Source organism: Salinicola sp. V024 (assembly GCF_052645315.1).
On sequence record NZ_JBQXYB010000001.1, the window covers coordinates 595,814 to 612,214 of the forward strand.

Here is a 16,401-nt window from a genome sequence, read left to right on the forward strand (position 1 = left end):
GGGGAGAAAGTCCTTGTCGAAAAGCTCGCTGTCATTGACCTATGGTCAAGCCTTCGTCGCGCCGGATCTACACCGCCACCGCAGTTCGATGTCGGTGCAGATTCCCCAGGGCGAGCAACTGATCTCCAAGGGGGGCTGCGCGCTGATCAGCGACTCCACCTGGCGCAATTCGATCGCCAAGCAGGCCGGCGATCTCAGCGTGCGGGGCTTTTTGGCCGACTACTACTCGACGCCCGACCACTGGGACGTCAAGACGTCGGCGACCCGCGTGCTGCGGGCCCTGAACAGCTGGTGCCACAGCCAGAGCGGGTACATCGAAGGGGGCAGTTACATCTGTTCGCTGTCGGCGATGATCTTTCATCAGCACGACGCGCATCTCTTCCATATGGGCGATACCCTGGTCTACCGCATCCGGGGCGCGGAGTTCGAGCAGCTGACGCGGGACCACGTTACCGATCTGGGCGGTTATCGCTACCCCTCGCGGGCGCTGGGGATGGATGGGCATGTCGATATCGACTACTCCAGCTTTGCGCTCAAGCAGGGCGACCTGTTCCTGTTCATGACCCAGGCCGTTCGTGGCACGCTGGTGCCGTCCGAGTACGTGCAGCTGATTCGTGCCGATGTCAGCGATCTCGACGCCGCCTGCGAACGGCTGGCGGAGGCGGCCAATCAACGCGCCATCGAGCGGGGCTACAACGCCAACCAGTTCTGCTTCCAGCTGGTGCGGGTAGACCGCCTGTCAGAAGACGAGACCGACGAGCAGCCACGTGTCTTCCATCACCTGCCGGTGCCGCCGGAACTCGCCAAGGGCGAGCGCTTCGATGGTCTGGAGGTCGTGAACATATTGTCGCGCACCGCCAAGGCGCGGCTCTATCATGTGCGCGATATTCGCAGCGGTCGCGACATGGTGATGAAGGCGCCGAGCCCGGAACTGTCGACGCGCAACGTCTATCTCGAGCATTTCAGTCTGCAGCAGTGGGTGGTCGAGCGTGTCAACTCGCCGTTCGTGGTCAAGGTGATGGAGCCGGCGCGGACACGCCGTTATCTCTACTACCTGATGAGCTACGTCGATGGCGAGACGTTGACCGAGTGGCTCGGGAAACATCCGCAAGCGAGCCTGGAACAGCGCCTCGAGATCGCGCGTCAGCTGGTCAAGGCGGTACAGGCGCTGCACCGTCACGATGTGCTGCATCAGCATATCCATCCCGACAATATCCTGATCGACCGGCATGGCAGTCTGCTGCTGACGAATTTCGGTGCCTGCCACAAGCGTGAGGGCGACGCTCAGGGCGAAGCCCGCGAGCTGGCGCGGCAGATCGGGCTGACCGAACACAGTGCACCGGAGTATGCGCTGGATACCGAAGTCGGCCGCCGCAGCGATCAGTACTCGTTGGCCTCGACGATCTACTGGATGCTTACCGGTCATCTGCCTTATACCCTGCTGCCGAACCACCTGCGCAGTCATACCGACCTGGAGCAGATGACCTATCGCCGTGCGCAACTCAGCAACTCGGCGATCAGCAGCGATCTCGACGATGCCTTCAGACGCTCGCTCGATCCGCTACGGGCGCTGCGATTTCGGCGGATCTCCGAGTTTGCCTATCATCTGCGCCCGGCGCCCAAGCACGAGGACGAGAGCCCGCGCCCCCCATGGCGAGAGCCGGCTAGCGTGTGGCAGGCGATCGCCACCGTGCTGCTCTTCCTGCTGATTCTGTCGTGGTGGCTGAAGTAGCGCTTCGGCAGCCGGGTTGATCCCGAGACGAGGAGGGCTGACATGGGTAGGGCGAGTCAGTGGGCACAAATGAAGAGGGCGCCGTAATGGCGCCCTCGAGGGTTACGTCACGGTCCTCGTCTTGCGACTAGGGCATGCCCAGCCAGTTCGGCAAGCCGAGCGAGATGAACGGTACGTAGGTGATCAGCAGCAGGAACGCCAGTAGCAGAATCAACCAGGGCGCCGAGGCCCGGATGACCGCTGTCAGCGGCTGGCCGGTGACAGCCGAAGCCACGAACAGGTTGAGTCCCGTTGGCGGCGTCAGCATGCCGATTTCCATGTTGACTACCATGATGACACCGAGATGGATCGGATCGATGCCCAGCTGCATGGCGATTGGGAACAGGATCGGGGCCAGGATCAGAATGATCGCCGAAGGTTCCATGAAACTACCCGCCACCAGCAGTACCAGGTTGAGTACCAGCAGGAACGTGATCGGCGAGAAACCCTGCTCGACGACCCACGCCGTAATCGACTGGGGGATCTGCTCGGTAGTCAGCACATGGGCGAACAACATCGCGTTGGCGATGATGAACATCAGCACGACGCTGAGGCGTGCGGCATCCAGAATGACTCGCGGGCATTCCTTGAGCCCGATATCGCGATAGACCACCAGCGAAACGAACGCCGCATACACCGCTGCGACTGCCGCCGCCTCAGTGGGGGTAAAGATCCCCGAGTAGATGCCGCCGAGGATCACCACGATCAACAACAAGCCCCACATCGACTTGCGCGCGGCGCGCAGCCATTCACGGGGGCTGACGCGAGGTTGCGCCGGCATCTTCTTGATGCGGGCGATGATATAGATCGCCACCATCAGCAGCAGTCCCAGCAGCACACCCGGGACCACGCCCGCCATGAACAGCTTGCCGACTGAAGTAGATGTCGCCGCAGCGTAGACCACCATCACGATGGACGGCGGAATCAGAATGCCCAAGGTCCCCGCGTTGCACACGATGCCGGTAGCGAAACTGCGGGTATAGCCGGAACGAACCATGCCGGCGATCACGATCGACCCGACGGCGGCCACCGTTGCAGGTGAAGAACCGGAAAGGGCTGCGAACAGAACGCAGGCCAGCACCGAGGCGATCGGCAGGCCGCCACGGAAATGCCCAACGGTGGCGTTGGCGAAGTCGATCAGTCGCTTTGCCACGCCGCCGCTGGTCATGAAGGCGCCGGATAGCAGAAAGAACGGAATCGCCAGTAGCGTGTAATGATCGGAGGTGGCGAATAGTTTGATGGCCAGCGACTGCAGTGAATCCTGGCTGAACAGCAGGATCGTCAGAGCACTCGAGAGACCGAGAGAGACGGCAATCGGCACACCGATGAACATTAAAATGAACAGCGATATGAACAGGAAGGCAATCGTCACGACCGTGTTCTCCGGGAGTCAGTGTGCGTCTCGGTACGAGAAGTTTCGGTATCGTCCAGTAATGACAGTGCATCGCTGACTTCGTTGCTTTGCTCCAGGCCGAGCTGCTGACCCCGAAGGATGCGAATCAGGACTTCCAGTAGCCGTGCGATGATCAGTGCAAATCCGATCGGCAGAATTAGCGTCACGTGCCACTCCCTAAGGCCGAATGTGCCTAGGTCTTCGACACCGATATTGCTGGTCATCAGGGAGCTCACCCACTTTGAACTCGAAACCATCAGCAGGCCGGCATAGGCCATGAAAATCAGGCAACTGAGTACGCCGCAGACTCGCTGCAGTTTTTCCGGAAGCAGTCTGACCAGCAGATCGACGCCGATGTGCGCGCCAATACGCACGCCGTAAGCGATCCCCAAGAAAATCAGCCAGGCGAAGATCGTCGTCGTCATCGCCAGACTCCAGGTCATCTGCTGACCCAGACCCAATAGCCAGTCGCCGACGGCGAAGGCGGGCTCCTCTAGCGCCGGATAAGCGTCGCCGAGATCGTAGAAAACGTCATAGAGATTGGTGACGACCACGTAGAAAAACGTCAACAGGGTCATCGCCGTCAACAGGAGGGCCACAAGGCCCTCCTCCAGTGAGTTCCAGATGCGTAGCAGCATGGATCGTCACTCAGTTCGCGGTGTTGGACTGCTGAGCGGCATCGACCAGATCGCTACCGATTTCATCGCGATACTCGTCGAGCACCGGGCTCATCGCATCACGCCAAGCCTTGACCTGTTCCGGCGAGAGTTCATGAACTTCGGTACCGCCCGCAGCGATGATATCCTTCTTGGCTTGCTCGTTGAGTTCATCTGCCTTCGAATTCACTGACTCAGTGACTTCCGCCAGGATGTCGTCGAGCGTGTCGCGCACGTCATCGGGCAGGCCGTTCCAGAACTTGGCGTTGGTAATCAACATGTAGTCGAGTACGCCATTGTTGGACTCGGTCATGTCGCTCTGCACTTCGTTCCACTTCTGGGTGTAGATGTTGGACCAGGTATTGCCACCCTGACCATCGATGACACCCGTCTGCATGCCTTGATAGACCTCACCGAAAGCCATCTTGCGGGGAATGGCGTGCAGCTCGTTGATCTGAGCCGCGAGCACGTCGGAAGGCTCGACGCGCAGCTTCATGCCACGGGCGTCTTTGGGTTCGATCAGCGGCTCGTTGGAAGTCAGCTGGCGCATGCCGTTGTGCCAGTAGGCCAGACCCAGAATGTTGTTGTCCTGCATCGATTCCAGGATCTGCTTGCCGCCATCGCCTTGCTCGAAACGGGTGACTGCTTCCATGTCGTCGAACAGAAACGGCAGATCCATGAGCTGTACGCTGGGGCTGTACTCGCCAAGCTTGGCCATCGATGGTGCCAGCAGCTGAACGTCACCCGTGAGCAGAGCATTCAATCCTTTGGTGTCGTCATAGAGAGAGGAATTGGGATAGACCTCGATCTTGACCTTGTCGCCGAGACGCTCTTTCACCAGCTTTTGTAGTAACTGAGCGCCTTGACCCTTGGGCGTGTCGTTGGCCACGACGTGGGAGAATTTAATGACGATGGGGTCCTGCGCCTGAGCGTTCGCGACGCCACCCATCAGGATGGCAACCCCGATAGCGCCAGCTAGGATTTTTGGATTGATAAGAGACATGGCATTTCACTCCTGAGTTTGTTCTATCGTCTGGCGTCTTCGAAAGCGCCTTACCTGCGATGCCAGGCGGAGTATGCGGAAATTTACATGAACTCGTATATTCAACCTTAGGTGGGACTCGAAGGGTTAAATCAGGAAAAGAGCGACTCCTTTTTGGTTTAAAAAGTTTAAAAAGTCAAAATAACATCAGCTAATAGGAGCCGTAAAGACGACAGGTCGTATGGATAAAATACAATTAATTCAATAGTTAGCGATACTTTTTGAGGCAAGATGAAAGCGACTTGGCGAAGGGCTTCGCCGACATAATTGTCATCTCGATCATTAGCGATGGATCGAAAATTTTTCGCTAGATAGCGCCAGCAAGAAGGCGCAACGTCACAGAAGTTAACTGTCGATCCTGTCGCGATCGAGCGTATTGGGATCCGGTCGTCGTTACTGAAACGGCGGCCCGTCCCCTGTCTCAACGTGCTTTGTCAATCTCTCCGGGCGCTGGCCACCAGCCGACGGGCCCGCGCCATGACCGGCGCGTCGATCATCTGGCCATCGACCTGGCCGGCGCCGGCGTCCTGCTCGGCCGCCTCGATCACCCGCGTCGCCCAGGCCAGCTGATCGGCAGTCGGCAGGAAGGTCTGATTGACGACCGCCACCTGACGCGGATGGATGCAGAGCATGCCCGCGAAGCCCATCTCGACCGCACGCCTGGCGGCCCGTTCGACCACGCCCATGTCGCGGAATTCGGGATGCACGGTGTCGATCGGCGGTGCAAGTCCGGCCAGACGCGACTGCAGGACGATCTGATAGCGCGCCTGATTCAGCATCCAGTCCCCGCCTTCGCTATTCGGCTCGATGCCCAGATCCAGTCCTAGATCCAGGGCGCCGAAGCTCAGTTGAATGACGCCTGGCGCCTGGGCCAGCTCGGGTAGCGCCTGCAATCCTCTGGCGCTTTCGATCAGCGGCATCAGCGCGACGCCGCGGGCGCCAGCCTCGGCCAGGGCGTCGACATTCTCTGCCTTTGGCACCACGAGGCCGGCGATACCTGCCTGATCGCGGCAAAGCGCCAGGTCCTCGGCGAAATCCGCGGTGTCGGCCGCGTTGATCCGTACCCAGACCGCGCCGTCCGGTGCGCCTTCGAGAAACACGCTCAGTGCCCGACGTGCCTCGGGTTTGGCCTCCGGCGCCACCGCATCTTCCAGATCGACGATGACGATGTCGGCCCCGCTGGCCAGCGCCTTGGGGATGCGCTCGGGGCGGTTGGCCGGTACGAACAGCGCGGAGCGGGGCGGCGTGGGGGAAATCATGGGCGCTTTCCTTGCTTGATCGAGGGGGATGAAAAGGGAATCGAGTCAATGGACACGGTCAAATCGTACCGGCCTGGCGCAGCGTATTCATGTCTTCCTCGGCATAGCCCAGCTGTTTCAGAATGGCATCGCTATGTTCGCCGAGGGCGGGCACGGCATCCATGCGCGGCTCGTACGCCATGTTGCGTCCGGGCGGCAGCGCGGCCGGCACCATTCCGCCGGGCGTCATGACGTCGCGCCACCGCTCACGGGCCGCCAACTGCGGGTGGTTCCACACGCCGGCCATGTCGTTGACGTGCGCGTTGGCGATCTGGGCGTTTTCCAGTCGCGCTATCACCTGCTCAGCGGTGAGTTCGGCGAAGACGGCTTCGATCAAGGCGCGAAGATCGCCTCGATTTTCGGAGCGCTTGAAGTTGGCATCGAAGCGTTCGTCCGTAGCCAGCGCCGGCTGCTCCATGACCTTCTCACAGAACAGCTGCCACTCGCGCTCGTTCTGCAGGCCGAGCATGACCGTACCGCCGCCCCCTGTGGGGAAGGGGCCGTAGGGATAGATCGTGGAGTGGGACGCGCCGGCGCGAGGCGGCGGCGTCGCGCCTTCGAAGGCGTAATACATCGGATAGCCCATCCACTCGACCAGACTCTCCAGCATCGAGACGTCGATATGCGATCCTTCGCCGGTCCGCCCGCGCAGCAGCAAAGCCGACAGGATATTGCTGTAGGCGTACATCCCGGCGGCGATATCGGCGACCGAGCAGCCCGCCTTGGCCATGGCATCCGGTTCGGGGCCGCCGGTGACGGAGAGAAAACCTGCCTCGCTCTGGATCAGCAGATCGTAGGCTTTCTTGGTCTCGTAGGGCCCGCCTTCGCCGTAGCCGGAGATGTCGCACACGATCAGCTTGGGGAAGCGCGCGTGCAACGTGTCGAAGCCGAGTCCCATGCGAGCGGCGGCGCCCGGTGCCAGGTTCTGCACCAGCACATCCGCCTCGCCGAGCAGATCGTCGAGAATCGGCGCGGCCGCCTCGTGCTTGAGATTGAGCGTCAGGCTCTCCTTCGAGCGATTGGTCCAGACGAAATGCGAGGAGAGACCGTGGACACGTTCATCATAGCCACGGGCGAAGTCGCCGACGCCGGGGCGTTCGATCTTGATCACCCTGGCACCCTGATCGGCAAGCTGCCGCGTACAGAACGGGGCGGCGATGGCATGCTCGAGGCTGACCACGGTAAGGCCATCCAGCGGACGAGGGGCTTGAGCAGTCATGACAGATCCTGTTCGAAAAAATGAGAGGCAACCCGGTATCGCCGCAACGTCATAGCAACGGCTTGAGCCGCGTCACGGCGGACAGGTCCCAGGCATGGGCGATCAGCTTGCTGACATCGTCGTCAGTGGCCGCGCCCGAAAACGTGACGAGGCGGCGAAACTTCGCTTCCAGCTCGTCCCGGCTCAGGGTATTGCCTGGGTCGCCCTTGGGTTCGTCGATCGCGGCGCTCAACCGCCGGCCGTCGCGGGTCGTGATCTCGACACGGCCCAGCCAACGCCGGGGGTAGGCGGCATCCACTTCCGGATCCAGCACCATCGAGACACGCTGGCGGAAACTGGTCACCGCCTCGTCCTGCAGCGCATGATCGCGGAAGCTGGCGAGGCTGGCATCGCCGTGCACGGCAATCAGCCCCAGCACGCTGCCCATCGAGAACTTGGCCTGGTGGATGGTGCGCGGGTGGACGACCGGGCCGAGCACGTCGATCGCCGCCTGGTGGACTTTCGCGGTGACGGTCTCGATGTCGTCGTGGGTCAGCGCTTCTCGCTGCATCAGCGCCAGCAGGGCGTCCGCTGCCGGATGCGTATGGCGACACGAGGCGTGATACTTGAACGAGGTCTCGACCAGCGCCCAGCGTTCGCCGAGACGGTCCGTCAACTGGCCAGGATCGGCATCGGTCGACATGCCTGCCGCCATCCCCTGGGGGCCGTCGAGGATATGCTTTGCCCCCGTCAGACCGCTTTGCGTCATGTAGGCGGCAAGAAGACCGTCGGAAGCTGCCTTGGCCGTGTGCAGCTGCTTGGAGTCGGCGGCGTCGCGCAGAAATTCCCATAGCCCCGCAGCCTGGGTGCCGGCATTGCCGAGCAGGTTCACGAAGCCGTCGGTGTCGAGCTCCATCAGCTTGCCTGCGGCCACCGCAGCGGCCAGCGTCCCGGCGGTGCCGGTGGTATGAAAGACCCGGTAATGCGAGCGGCCCAGAAATTCGCCGATCCGAATCCCCGCTTCGTAACCGGCCACGGCGGCAGTGATCAGGTCCCGGCCACTGCTGCCCAGGTCCTGGGCGGTTGCCAGCGCGGCGGGAAAGACCACGGTGGCGGGGTGCAGCACGGAGCTGTTGTGCAGGTCGTCCTGCTCGACCACGTGCGAGGCGGCGGCATTGACCAGCGCGGCGAAATGGGGCGAGGTCATGCGGCGATCGGTCAGCTGCTGACAACCGCCGTCGCTGGGGCCCATCAGCCGGCTGTAGTGCTCGAACAGCGGAATCGGTGCGTGATCCTTGCCGGCCAGCGTCGAGCCCAGCCAATCGAGATAGAGCGCCTGGCAGCGTTCGACGACGTGTTGGGGGATCTGAGCGTAACTGAGTTCAGCCAGAAAGCTTGCCAGTTCACGCGTTCGATCACGGGTTTGATCATGGACCAGTTCATTCATGGCAAACGTTCCTCGAGTCGATTGGCGATCTCGATCAGGTTGTCGTCGGGATCGCGAACATAGACGGAACGGATCGGGCCGGTCGCCCCGGTCCGATCAACCGGGCCTTCAATGGTCGTGACGCCTGCGGCGGCCAGATCAATGATCACCTGTTCCAGCGGCGTCTCGCTCAGGAAGCACAGGTCCGCCGAGCCCGGCGTGGGACGGTCGGCCCTGGGTTCGAATTCACGGCCGTGGCGATGCAGGTTGATCTTCTGCTCGCCGAACCCCAAGGCGATCCGACCCTCGCCGAAGACGACGCGCTCCATGCCGAGGGCGTCGACGTAGAAATCACAGGTCACATCGATGTCGGCGACCGTCAGCACCAGATGGTCCAGCTGCGTGATCTTCATGGGCGATCTCAGAACGAGCGTGGCAGATCGAGCAGATGCTCGGCCACGTAGGAGAGAATCAGGTTGGTGGAGATCGGGGCGACCTGATAGAGCCGCGTCTCACGGAACTTGCGCTCGACGTCGTACTCGGTGGCGAAGCCGAAGCCGCCGTGGGTCTGCAGGCAGACATTGGCGGCCTCCCACGATGCCTTGGCCGCCAGATACTTGGCCATGTTGGCACTGGCTCCGGCCGGCACACCGGCATCGAACTCCTGGCAGGCGCGCCAGCGCATCAGATCGGCTGCTTCCACCTCGATATGTGCTTCGGCGATGGGGAACTGCACGCCCTGATTCTTGCCGATCGGACGGTCGAAGACGATGCGCTCGTTGGCGTAGCGGCTGGCCTTGTCGATGAACCAGCGACCGTCGCCGATGCACTCCGCCGCGATCAAGGTGCGCTCGGCGTTGAGCCCGTCGAGAATGTAACGGAATCCCTTGCCTTCCTCGCCGATCAGGCTCTCTGCCGGCAGTTTGAGATTATCGAAGAACAGCTCGTTGGTCTCGTGACCGACCATGTTGGCGATCGGCTGGACCGTCATGCCGTTGTCGATCGCCTGGTGCAGGTCGACCAGGAAGATCGACATCCCCTCCGACTTGCGTTTGACCTCGGCCAGCGGCGTGGTACGGGCGAGCAGAATCATCAGGTCCGAGTGCTGGATGCGCGAGATCCACACTTTCTGGCCGTTGATCACGTACTTGTCACCGCGCTTGACCGCCGTGGTCTTGATCTTGGTGGTGTCGGTGCCGGTGGTGGGTTCGGTGACGCCCATCGACTGCAGACGCAGTTCGCCGCTGGCAAGTTTGGGTAGTATCTCGGCTTTTTGCGCCTCGCTACCGTGCTTGAGCAGCGTCGCCATGTTGTACATCTGGCCGTGAACGAAGCCGGCGTTGCCGCCGCAACGATTGACTTCCTCGAGGATCACGCTGGCCTCGGTCAGCCCCAGGCCGGAGCCACCGAACTCTTCGGGGATCATCGCGCCGAGCCAGCCGGCTTCGGTCAGTTCGGAAACGAATTTTTCGGGAAAGCCTCGAGTTTCATCGATATGGCGCCAGTATTCGCCATCGTACTGCTGGCACAGGCTGCGAACGCCGTCACGGATCGCTTCCAGCGCCTCATGGTCGACAGGGGCTTGGTTGATAGGGGCGAGACTCATGATCGAGACTCCTGATCTTCGCTGTTATTGAATTCCACCGTGGCGCGATGGGCCGGCCCGTCTTGATTGCCGGCGGTCAATTCGGCCGTACCGGCGCCAGTAATGCGCCCGGTGGTCTGGAAGGGCTGATTGGCGATCAGCGGGCGCAGGCCGCGGTACTGAATACGGGTAGGCGGCGTCCGAGGATTGGCCTCGCAGAAAGCCTGCAGCTGGAGCGTCGCGATCAGCGGCCCGTGCACTACCAGACCCGGATACCCCTCGGTTTCGGTGACGTAGGGATGATCGTAATGAATCCGGTGACCGTTGAACGTGACCGCCGAATAGCGGAACAGCAGGACCGGATCGGGATCGATGGTCTGCGACCAGTCGGCTTCCGGCATCGGCTCGTCGAGCGAGAGCTTGGGCGGTGCCGGCTGGCGATAGACGATGTCCTGTGCTTCGCGGATGGCGAGCTCGCCGGCCTGGTGATACTCGTGTTGCACGGTCACGAACAGCAGCGAGCCGGTGCGGCCCTGCTTTTCCTGAATATCGGTCACCGTCGAGACGCGTTCGGCCTCGATGCCCACTCTCAAAGGTGTCAGAAACTCGACGTGTCCGCCGGCCCACATGCGATTGCGGTCGGCTGCTGGGGGCAGAAAACCGCCTCGAGTTGGATGACCGTCGCCGCCCAGCTGCGCGCCGGGCAGGGGATGCTGGAAAAACGCCCAGTGCCAGAGCGGTGGCAGGGGCTCACCCGTAGCCGGGCACGGTTTACCGAAGGTGGCGGCGACCCGGGCAACCAGCGCACGGTCGAGATGGTCCGTGCTCTGTTCCCGCTTGCCGATCCAGCTTTCGAGCGCGTCGTTGCCGTCGGGCACATGGTCGGATATATGGTCGGGCGCATAGTCAGACATCAGGCGATCCACCAGTCTCGGAAGGTCTCGCCAGCATGGCCGGACTCGGAGTCCGAGGACATCTTTCTTTTGTGGCAGGGGGCTTTGGTTTCGCTGAATACGACTTTCGGCGTATTGGGCTCGAGGCGGTCCAACGAGGCCTCGAAAAGCTGGCGGGAGGGGCGAAGGCTATTCTGGTGACAGACAAAAAAACCCATGACACTGCGCTGCCATGGGTTTTTCGTTTTCCGCTCAGCCATCGCCGGTCAGCGCAGGATCATGCCTGGTCCAGCTTTTGCTTGAGCACGCCGTTGACCTGCTGCGGGTTGGCGGTGCCGCGGGAGGCCTTCATCACCTGCCCGACGAAGTAACCGATCATCTTGCCGCGTTTTTCCGGTTCGGCGTCGCGGTACTGGGCGACCTGCACCGGGCTCTCCAGAATGACCTGGTCGATCATCGCTTCGATGGCCCCGGTATCCGTGACCTGCTTGAGGCCGCGGGTGTCGATGACTTCGTCGGCGCTGGCGCCTTCGTTGTTCCACAGAGCGGCGAAGACCTGCTTGGCGGCCTTGCCATTGATGGTGTCGTCGAGCACACGCTGGATCAGGCCACCGAGCTGCTCCGGCGTCACCGGGCTGTTCGAGATGTCGATGTTCTCGCGGTTGAGGTGCGCGGAGAGCTCGCCCTGGACCCAGTTGGCGGCCTGTTTGGCATCGCCGCAGACGGCCAGCACGGCTTCGAAATATTCGGCCGTAGGGCGCGTCGCCGACAGCACGCCGGCGTCGTAGGCGGAGAGACCGAGGCTCGTTTCGAAACGGTTGCGCTTGTCGGTGGGCAGTTCCGGCAGGGTGGTGCGCTGGTGTTCGATATAGGCGCTGTCGAGCATGATCGGCAGCAGGTCGGGGCAGGGGAAGTACCGGTAGTCGTTGGCTTCTTCCTTGGTCCGCATGCTGCGGGTTTCATCCCGATCCGGATCGTAGAGCCGGGTTTCCTGCACGACCTTGCCGCCGTCTTCGATCAGCTCGATCTGACGTTCGACCTCGAATTCGATCGCGCGCTCGACGAAGCGGAACGAGTTGACGTTCTTGATCTCGGCGCGGGTGCCCAGCGTTTCCTGACCCTTGGGGCGCACCGAGACGTTGACGTCGCAGCGCATCGAGCCCTCGGCCATGTTGCCGTCGGAGATGCCCAGGTACGTGACGATGGCGTGAATCGCACGAATGTAGGCGACCGCTTCCTTGGCCGAGCGCATGTCGGGTTCGGAGACGATCTCCAGCAGCGGCGTACCGGCCCGGTTGAGGTCGATCCCGGTCATGTCGCGGCCCATGCCGTTGGAGAACGTCTCGTGCAGCGACTTGCCGGCGTCCTCTTCCAGGTGGGCATGATGGATGCGTACGCGCTTTCGCACGTCGTCATCCAGCACCAGCTCGACTTCACCCCGGCCGACGATGGGCTGGGCCATCTGGCTGGTCTGGTAGCCCTTGGGCAGGTCCGGATAGAAGTAGTTCTTGCGCTCGAACAGCGAGGTCTCGGGGATATCGGCATCGATCGCCAGACCGAACTGGACGGCCATCGCCACGGCACCTTCGTTCAGTACCGGCAGTACGCCCGGCAGGCCTAGATCGATGGCGCAGGCCTGGGTGTTGGGTTCGGCACCGAACGCGGTGGAGGCGCCGGAAAATATCTTGGATTGAGTCGCGAGCTGGACGTGGACTTCCAACCCGATCACGGTTTCCCACTGCATTAGGTTGTCTCCTGGTCGCTCGGATGCCGACGGTGCCAGTCCGTCGCCTGCTGGAACTGATGCGCCACGTTGAGCAGTTGGCCCTCGGCAAAGTGCTGACCGAGAATCTGGAGGCCGATTGGGCGGCACCCCGTCGGGCGTTTGCCGGCAAATCCGGCGGGAACGCTGATGCCTGGAATGCCGGCGAGATTGGTGGCGATGGTGTAGATGTCCTGCAGGTACATCGAGACCGGATCCTTCTTGGCGCCCAGGTCGAAGGCCGGGGTCGGCGCTGCCGGGCCCATCAATACGTCGACCTTCTCGAAGGCATCGAGGAAGTCCTGACGGATCAGTCGGCGGATCTGCTGCGCCTTGCGGTAGTAGGCATCGAAGAAGCCTTCCGACAGGGTGTGGGTCCCGATCAGGATGCGGCGCTTGACCTCGTCGCCGAAGCCCTCGGCGCGGCTGCGCTTGTAGAGGTCTTCCAGGTCGACCGGACTGTCGCAGCGATGGCCGAAGCGCACGCCGTCGTAACGGGACAGGTTCGAGGACGCTTCCGCCGGCGCGATGACGTAATACGCCGGCACCGCCAGGTGGGTGTGCGGCAGGCTGACTTCGCACACTTGGGCGCCCAGCGACTCGTAGACCCGGATCGCTTCGCGAATGGCGCTTTCCACCTCCGCATCGAGGCCGTCGCCGAAGTACTCTTTGGGCAGGCCGATCTTGAGTCCGGTCAGCGGTGCATCCAGTTCGGCGAGATAGTCCGGCACCACGCGGGCGACGCTGGTGGAATCGCGCAGGTCATGGCCGGCGATGGCACCGAGCAGATGCGCGCAGTCTTCCGCGCTCTGGGCCATTGGGCCGCCCTGATCGAGGCTCGAGGCGAACGCGACCATGCCGTAGCGGGACACGCGGCCGTAGGTCGGCTTGAGTCCGGTGATGCCGCAGAACGCTGCCGGCTGGCGAATCGAACCGCCGGTATCGGTGCCCAGCGCCGCGGGGGCGAAGCCTGCCGCGACGGCAGCGGCGCTGCCGCCGGAGGAACCGCCGGGCACGGCGGTGCGGTCCCATGGGTTCTTGACCGGGCCATAGAAGCTCGATTCGTTCGACGACCCCATGGCGAATTCGTCCATGTTGGTCTTGCCGAGGCTGATCATGCCGGCAGCTTCCAGCTTTTCGACCACGGTGGCGTTGTAGGGCGCCTGGAAGTTGTCGAGCATCTTCGAGCCGCAGCTGGTGCGAACGCCCTGAGTGCAGAAGATGTCCTTGATCGCCAACGGCAGGCCGGCAAGCGGACGTGATTCGCCCTTGGCGCGAGCCTGATCGGCGGCATCGGCGGCGTTGAGCGCCTGATCGCGGGTGACGGTAACGAAGCTGTTGATGTCACCATCCAGACGCTCGATGCGATCGAGCAGGCTGGTGGTCAGCTCTCGGCTGGAAAAGTCGCCGGCCTTGAGGCCCTTGGCGAGTTCCGTGAGCGTCATATGATGCATGGGGTCGATATTCCCTGAGTCAAATCATTGTCCGCGGCGGTGCCACCGGCGTGCCGGGGTGGCACCTTGCAAAATCGGTGTCGAACTTATTCGTCTGTCGATAGCGTCGAACTTATTCGTCTGTCGATAGCGTCGAACTTATTCGTCTGTCGATAGCGTCGAACTTATTCGCCTGTCGATAGCGTCGAACTTATTCGACGACGCGTGGTACTAAGTAGAGGCCTTCGGCCGTTTCCGGTGCGCAGGCCTGGAAAGTATCGCGCTGGTTGGTTTCGGTGACTTCATCCGGGCGCAGACGCTGGGTGGCGTCCAGGGGGTGTGACAGCGGTACCACGCCGTCGGTGTCCACGGCCTGGAGGCGGTCGACCATCTCCAGGATCCGAGTCAGGTCATCGACATAACCAGCCGCCTCGGCCTCGTTGTTGAGGCCCAGGCGGGCCAAATGGGCCGCGCGCAGCACGTCTGCGTGTTCGATTGCCATATGTTGAATGTCCTCTCATGGGGGACAACGTGTCTTGAGGCCGAGGACGCTACGTTCGAGCATCCGTTTCAGTCACGTTCGTCGCGGAAAGAAAGTGGTGTCGTGCTGAGGCCGTGGCGATCCGTTCGCGGCAACCCGTTCGTGACAACCCATCAGTTGCAAACCAGTCGTTGCAAATGGTGCGTTACGACCAGTCGATGACGGCAAGCCGCACGAACGCCGTCACGACAAATCTGACCAGGGCAAATTCGCCAGGCAGCAAATGGATGAGACATTATCATATTAACGCCCCATCTGGCAGGCTCGCGCTTGCTGCTTACCCCCCACGGTGATACCGTTTGCGTCCGCACAGGGTTCCGGTCTGCACTAGGTAAAAGTTTCCATGTTTAAACGTTTACGGGGGCTGTTCTCGAGCGATCTTTCGATCGATCTGGGGACCGCCAACACGCTGATTTACGTCCGCGGTCGCGGTATCGTCCTGGACGAACCCTCCGTTGTGGCGATTCGTCAATCCGGCAACATGCGCAGCGTTGCGGCTGTCGGCCTCGACGCCAAAAGAATGCTGGGGCGCACGCCCGGTAACATTACCGCTATCCGTCCGATGAAGGATGGCGTGATTGCTGATTTCACCGTTACCGAACAGATGCTGCAGCATTTCATTCGCAAGGTTCATCAGAGCACTTTCCTGACGCCGAGTCCGCGCGTGCTGGTCTGCGTTCCCTGCATGTCGACGCAGGTCGAACGCCGTGCGATCAAGGAGTCCGCCGAAGGTGCTGGCGCTCGCGACGTCTATTTGATCGAGGAGCCGATGGCAGCCGCGATCGGCGCCGGTCTGCCGGTCGAAGAGGCTCAGGGGTCGATGGTCGTCGACATCGGTGGCGGTACCACCGAAATCGCGATCATCTCGCTCAACGGTGTCGTCTACTCCGAATCCGTTCGCGTGGGTGGGGATCGCTTCGACGAGGCCATCACTTCCTACGTGCGTCGCCACTACGGCAGCCTGATCGGCGAAGCCACGGCGGAGCGGATCAAGGAGGAGGTAGGCTGCGCCTACCCGGGTGGCGAGCTGCGCGAGATCGACGTGCGCGGGCGCAACCTGGCCGAAGGGATTCCGCGCAGTTTCACGCTCAACTCCCACGAGATTCTCGATGCGCTGCAGGAGCCGCTGGCGTCCATTGTCACGGCCGTCAAGAGTGCACTCGAGCAGTCTCCGCCGGAACTTGCCTCCGACATCGCCGAGCGCGGTCTGGTGTTGACCGGTGGCGGCGCGCTGCTGCGCGACATCGACAAGCTGATCGCCGAGGAAACGGGCCTGCCGGTCATCATCGCCGAAGATCCGCTGACCTGCGTGGCACGTGGCGGCGGCAAGGCACTCGAGATGATCGACCAGCATACTTTCGAGCTGCTCTCCAGCGATTGAGGCCCGCCGCGACGGATGAGGT

The 16,401-nt window shown here is 62.1% G+C and carries 14 protein-coding genes; 2 read left to right on the plus strand and 12 right to left on the minus strand.

What is annotated here, in order from left to right:
• Positions 1–13 precede the first annotated feature (13 nt).
• Positions 14–1,732, plus strand: coding sequence for a protein kinase domain-containing protein (locus ACUN9V_RS02715; protein WP_445510252.1), 1,719 nt, complete (start codon positions 14–16; stop codon positions 1,730–1,732).
• Between the two features lie 127 nt (positions 1,733–1,859).
• Here the strand turns inward: ACUN9V_RS02715 and ACUN9V_RS02720 are convergent, their stop codons facing one another.
• From ACUN9V_RS02720 to gatC, 12 genes are all read right to left on the minus strand, one after another.
• The gene (locus ACUN9V_RS02720; protein ID WP_445510253.1) at positions 1,860–3,143 is read right to left on the minus strand and encodes a TRAP transporter large permease; all 1,284 of its coding nucleotides are present in this window, start codon (positions 3,141–3,143) and stop codon (positions 1,860–1,862) included.
• Complete coding sequence (locus ACUN9V_RS02725) at positions 3,140–3,802, minus strand: TRAP transporter small permease (protein ID WP_439284921.1); 663 nt, start codon at positions 3,800–3,802, stop codon at positions 3,140–3,142. Before ACUN9V_RS02725 ends, ACUN9V_RS02720 begins: the two co-directional genes overlap by 4 nt.
• A gap of 10 nt (positions 3,803–3,812) precedes the next feature.
• Positions 3,813–4,823 carry a DctP family TRAP transporter solute-binding subunit gene (locus ACUN9V_RS02730; RefSeq protein WP_445510254.1) on the minus strand — a complete coding sequence of 337 codons (1,011 nt, stop codon included), beginning with the start codon at positions 4,821–4,823 and terminating at the stop codon, positions 3,813–3,815.
• A gap of 473 nt (positions 4,824–5,296) precedes the next feature.
• Positions 5,297–6,121 carry an HpcH/HpaI aldolase/citrate lyase family protein gene (locus tag ACUN9V_RS02735; RefSeq protein WP_445510255.1) on the minus strand — a complete coding sequence of 275 codons (825 nt, stop codon included), beginning with the start codon at positions 6,119–6,121 and terminating at the stop codon, positions 5,297–5,299.
• A 58-nt stretch (positions 6,122–6,179) separates the two neighbouring features.
• On the minus strand, positions 6,180–7,379 hold the full coding sequence (locus tag ACUN9V_RS02740; RefSeq protein WP_439284927.1) for a CaiB/BaiF CoA transferase family protein: 1,200 nt from the start codon (positions 7,377–7,379) through the stop codon (positions 6,180–6,182).
• Positions 7,380–7,428: 49 nt separating this feature from the next.
• On the minus strand, positions 7,429–8,805 hold the full coding sequence (locus tag ACUN9V_RS02745) for an MmgE/PrpD family protein (protein WP_439284929.1): 1,377 nt from the start codon (positions 8,803–8,805) through the stop codon (positions 7,429–7,431).
• A complete protein-coding gene (locus tag ACUN9V_RS02750; RefSeq protein ID WP_439284931.1) occupies positions 8,802–9,197 on the minus strand; it encodes a VOC family protein in 396 nt (131 codons plus the stop codon). The genes ACUN9V_RS02745 and ACUN9V_RS02750 overlap by 4 nt, the downstream gene beginning before the upstream one ends.
• Before the next feature lie 8 nt (positions 9,198–9,205).
• Complete coding sequence (locus ACUN9V_RS02755; protein WP_445510256.1) at positions 9,206–10,390, minus strand: acyl-CoA dehydrogenase family protein; 1,185 nt, start codon at positions 10,388–10,390, stop codon at positions 9,206–9,208.
• Entirely contained in the window at positions 10,387–11,283 is an 897-nt protein-coding gene (locus ACUN9V_RS02760; RefSeq protein WP_445510257.1) for an FAS1-like dehydratase domain-containing protein, read from the minus strand. Before ACUN9V_RS02760 ends, ACUN9V_RS02755 begins: the two co-directional genes overlap by 4 nt.
• A gap of 256 nt (positions 11,284–11,539) precedes the next feature.
• Positions 11,540–13,006: an Asp-tRNA(Asn)/Glu-tRNA(Gln) amidotransferase subunit GatB gene (gene gatB / locus ACUN9V_RS02765; protein WP_439284937.1), complete on the minus strand. Its 1,467-nt coding sequence runs from the start codon at positions 13,004–13,006 to the stop codon at positions 11,540–11,542.
• Positions 13,006–14,478, minus strand: a complete 1,473-nt coding sequence (gatA, locus tag ACUN9V_RS02770) for an Asp-tRNA(Asn)/Glu-tRNA(Gln) amidotransferase subunit GatA (RefSeq protein ID WP_439284939.1) — start codon at positions 14,476–14,478, stop codon at positions 13,006–13,008. The genes gatB and gatA overlap by 1 nt, the downstream gene beginning before the upstream one ends.
• 190 nt (positions 14,479–14,668) lie before the next feature.
• Positions 14,669–14,959, minus strand: a complete 291-nt coding sequence (gene gatC / locus ACUN9V_RS02775) for an Asp-tRNA(Asn)/Glu-tRNA(Gln) amidotransferase subunit GatC (protein ID WP_075563091.1) — start codon at positions 14,957–14,959, stop codon at positions 14,669–14,671.
• Positions 14,960–15,341: 382 nt separating this feature from the next.
• Here gatC and ACUN9V_RS02780 point away from each other — a divergent pair, with 382 nt between their 5' ends.
• Positions 15,342–16,379, plus strand: a complete 1,038-nt coding sequence (locus tag ACUN9V_RS02780; RefSeq protein ID WP_071232911.1) for a rod shape-determining protein — start codon at positions 15,342–15,344, stop codon at positions 16,377–16,379.
• Positions 16,380–16,401 lie beyond the last annotated feature (22 nt).

What these genes read in the sequence shown, in the direction of transcription:
- ACUN9V_RS02760 (WP_445510257.1), bottom strand. Translation starts at nt 11,283, where the DNA reads ATGTCTGACTATGCGCCCGACCATATATCCGACCATGTGCCCGACGGC.
- ACUN9V_RS02725 (WP_439284921.1), bottom strand. Translation starts at nt 3,802, where the DNA reads ATGCTGCTACGCATCTGGAACTCACTGGAGGAGGGCCTTGTGGCCCTC.
- ACUN9V_RS02740 (WP_439284927.1), bottom strand. Translation starts at nt 7,379, where the DNA reads ATGACTGCTCAAGCCCCTCGTCCGCTGGATGGCCTTACCGTGGTCAGC.
- ACUN9V_RS02735 (WP_445510255.1), bottom strand. Translation starts at nt 6,121, where the DNA reads ATGATTTCCCCCACGCCGCCCCGCTCCGCGCTGTTCGTACCGGCCAAC.
- ACUN9V_RS02755 (WP_445510256.1), bottom strand. Translation starts at nt 10,390, where the DNA reads ATGAGTCTCGCCCCTATCAACCAAGCCCCTGTCGACCATGAGGCGCTG.
- ACUN9V_RS02730 (WP_445510254.1), bottom strand. Translation starts at nt 4,823, where the DNA reads ATGTCTCTTATCAATCCAAAAATCCTAGCTGGCGCTATCGGGGTTGCC.
- ACUN9V_RS02750 (WP_439284931.1), bottom strand. Translation starts at nt 9,197, where the DNA reads ATGAAGATCACGCAGCTGGACCATCTGGTGCTGACGGTCGCCGACATC.
- gatB (WP_439284937.1), bottom strand. Translation starts at nt 13,006, where the DNA reads ATGCAGTGGGAAACCGTGATCGGGTTGGAAGTCCACGTCCAGCTCGCG.
- ACUN9V_RS02780 (WP_071232911.1), top strand. Translation starts at nt 15,342, where the DNA reads ATGTTTAAACGTTTACGGGGGCTGTTCTCGAGCGATCTTTCGATCGAT.
- ACUN9V_RS02745 (WP_439284929.1), bottom strand. Translation starts at nt 8,805, where the DNA reads ATGAATGAACTGGTCCATGATCAAACCCGTGATCGAACGCGTGAACTG.
- gatC (WP_075563091.1), bottom strand. Translation starts at nt 14,959, where the DNA reads ATGGCAATCGAACACGCAGACGTGCTGCGCGCGGCCCATTTGGCCCGC.
- gatA (WP_439284939.1), bottom strand. Translation starts at nt 14,478, where the DNA reads ATGCATCATATGACGCTCACGGAACTCGCCAAGGGCCTCAAGGCCGGC.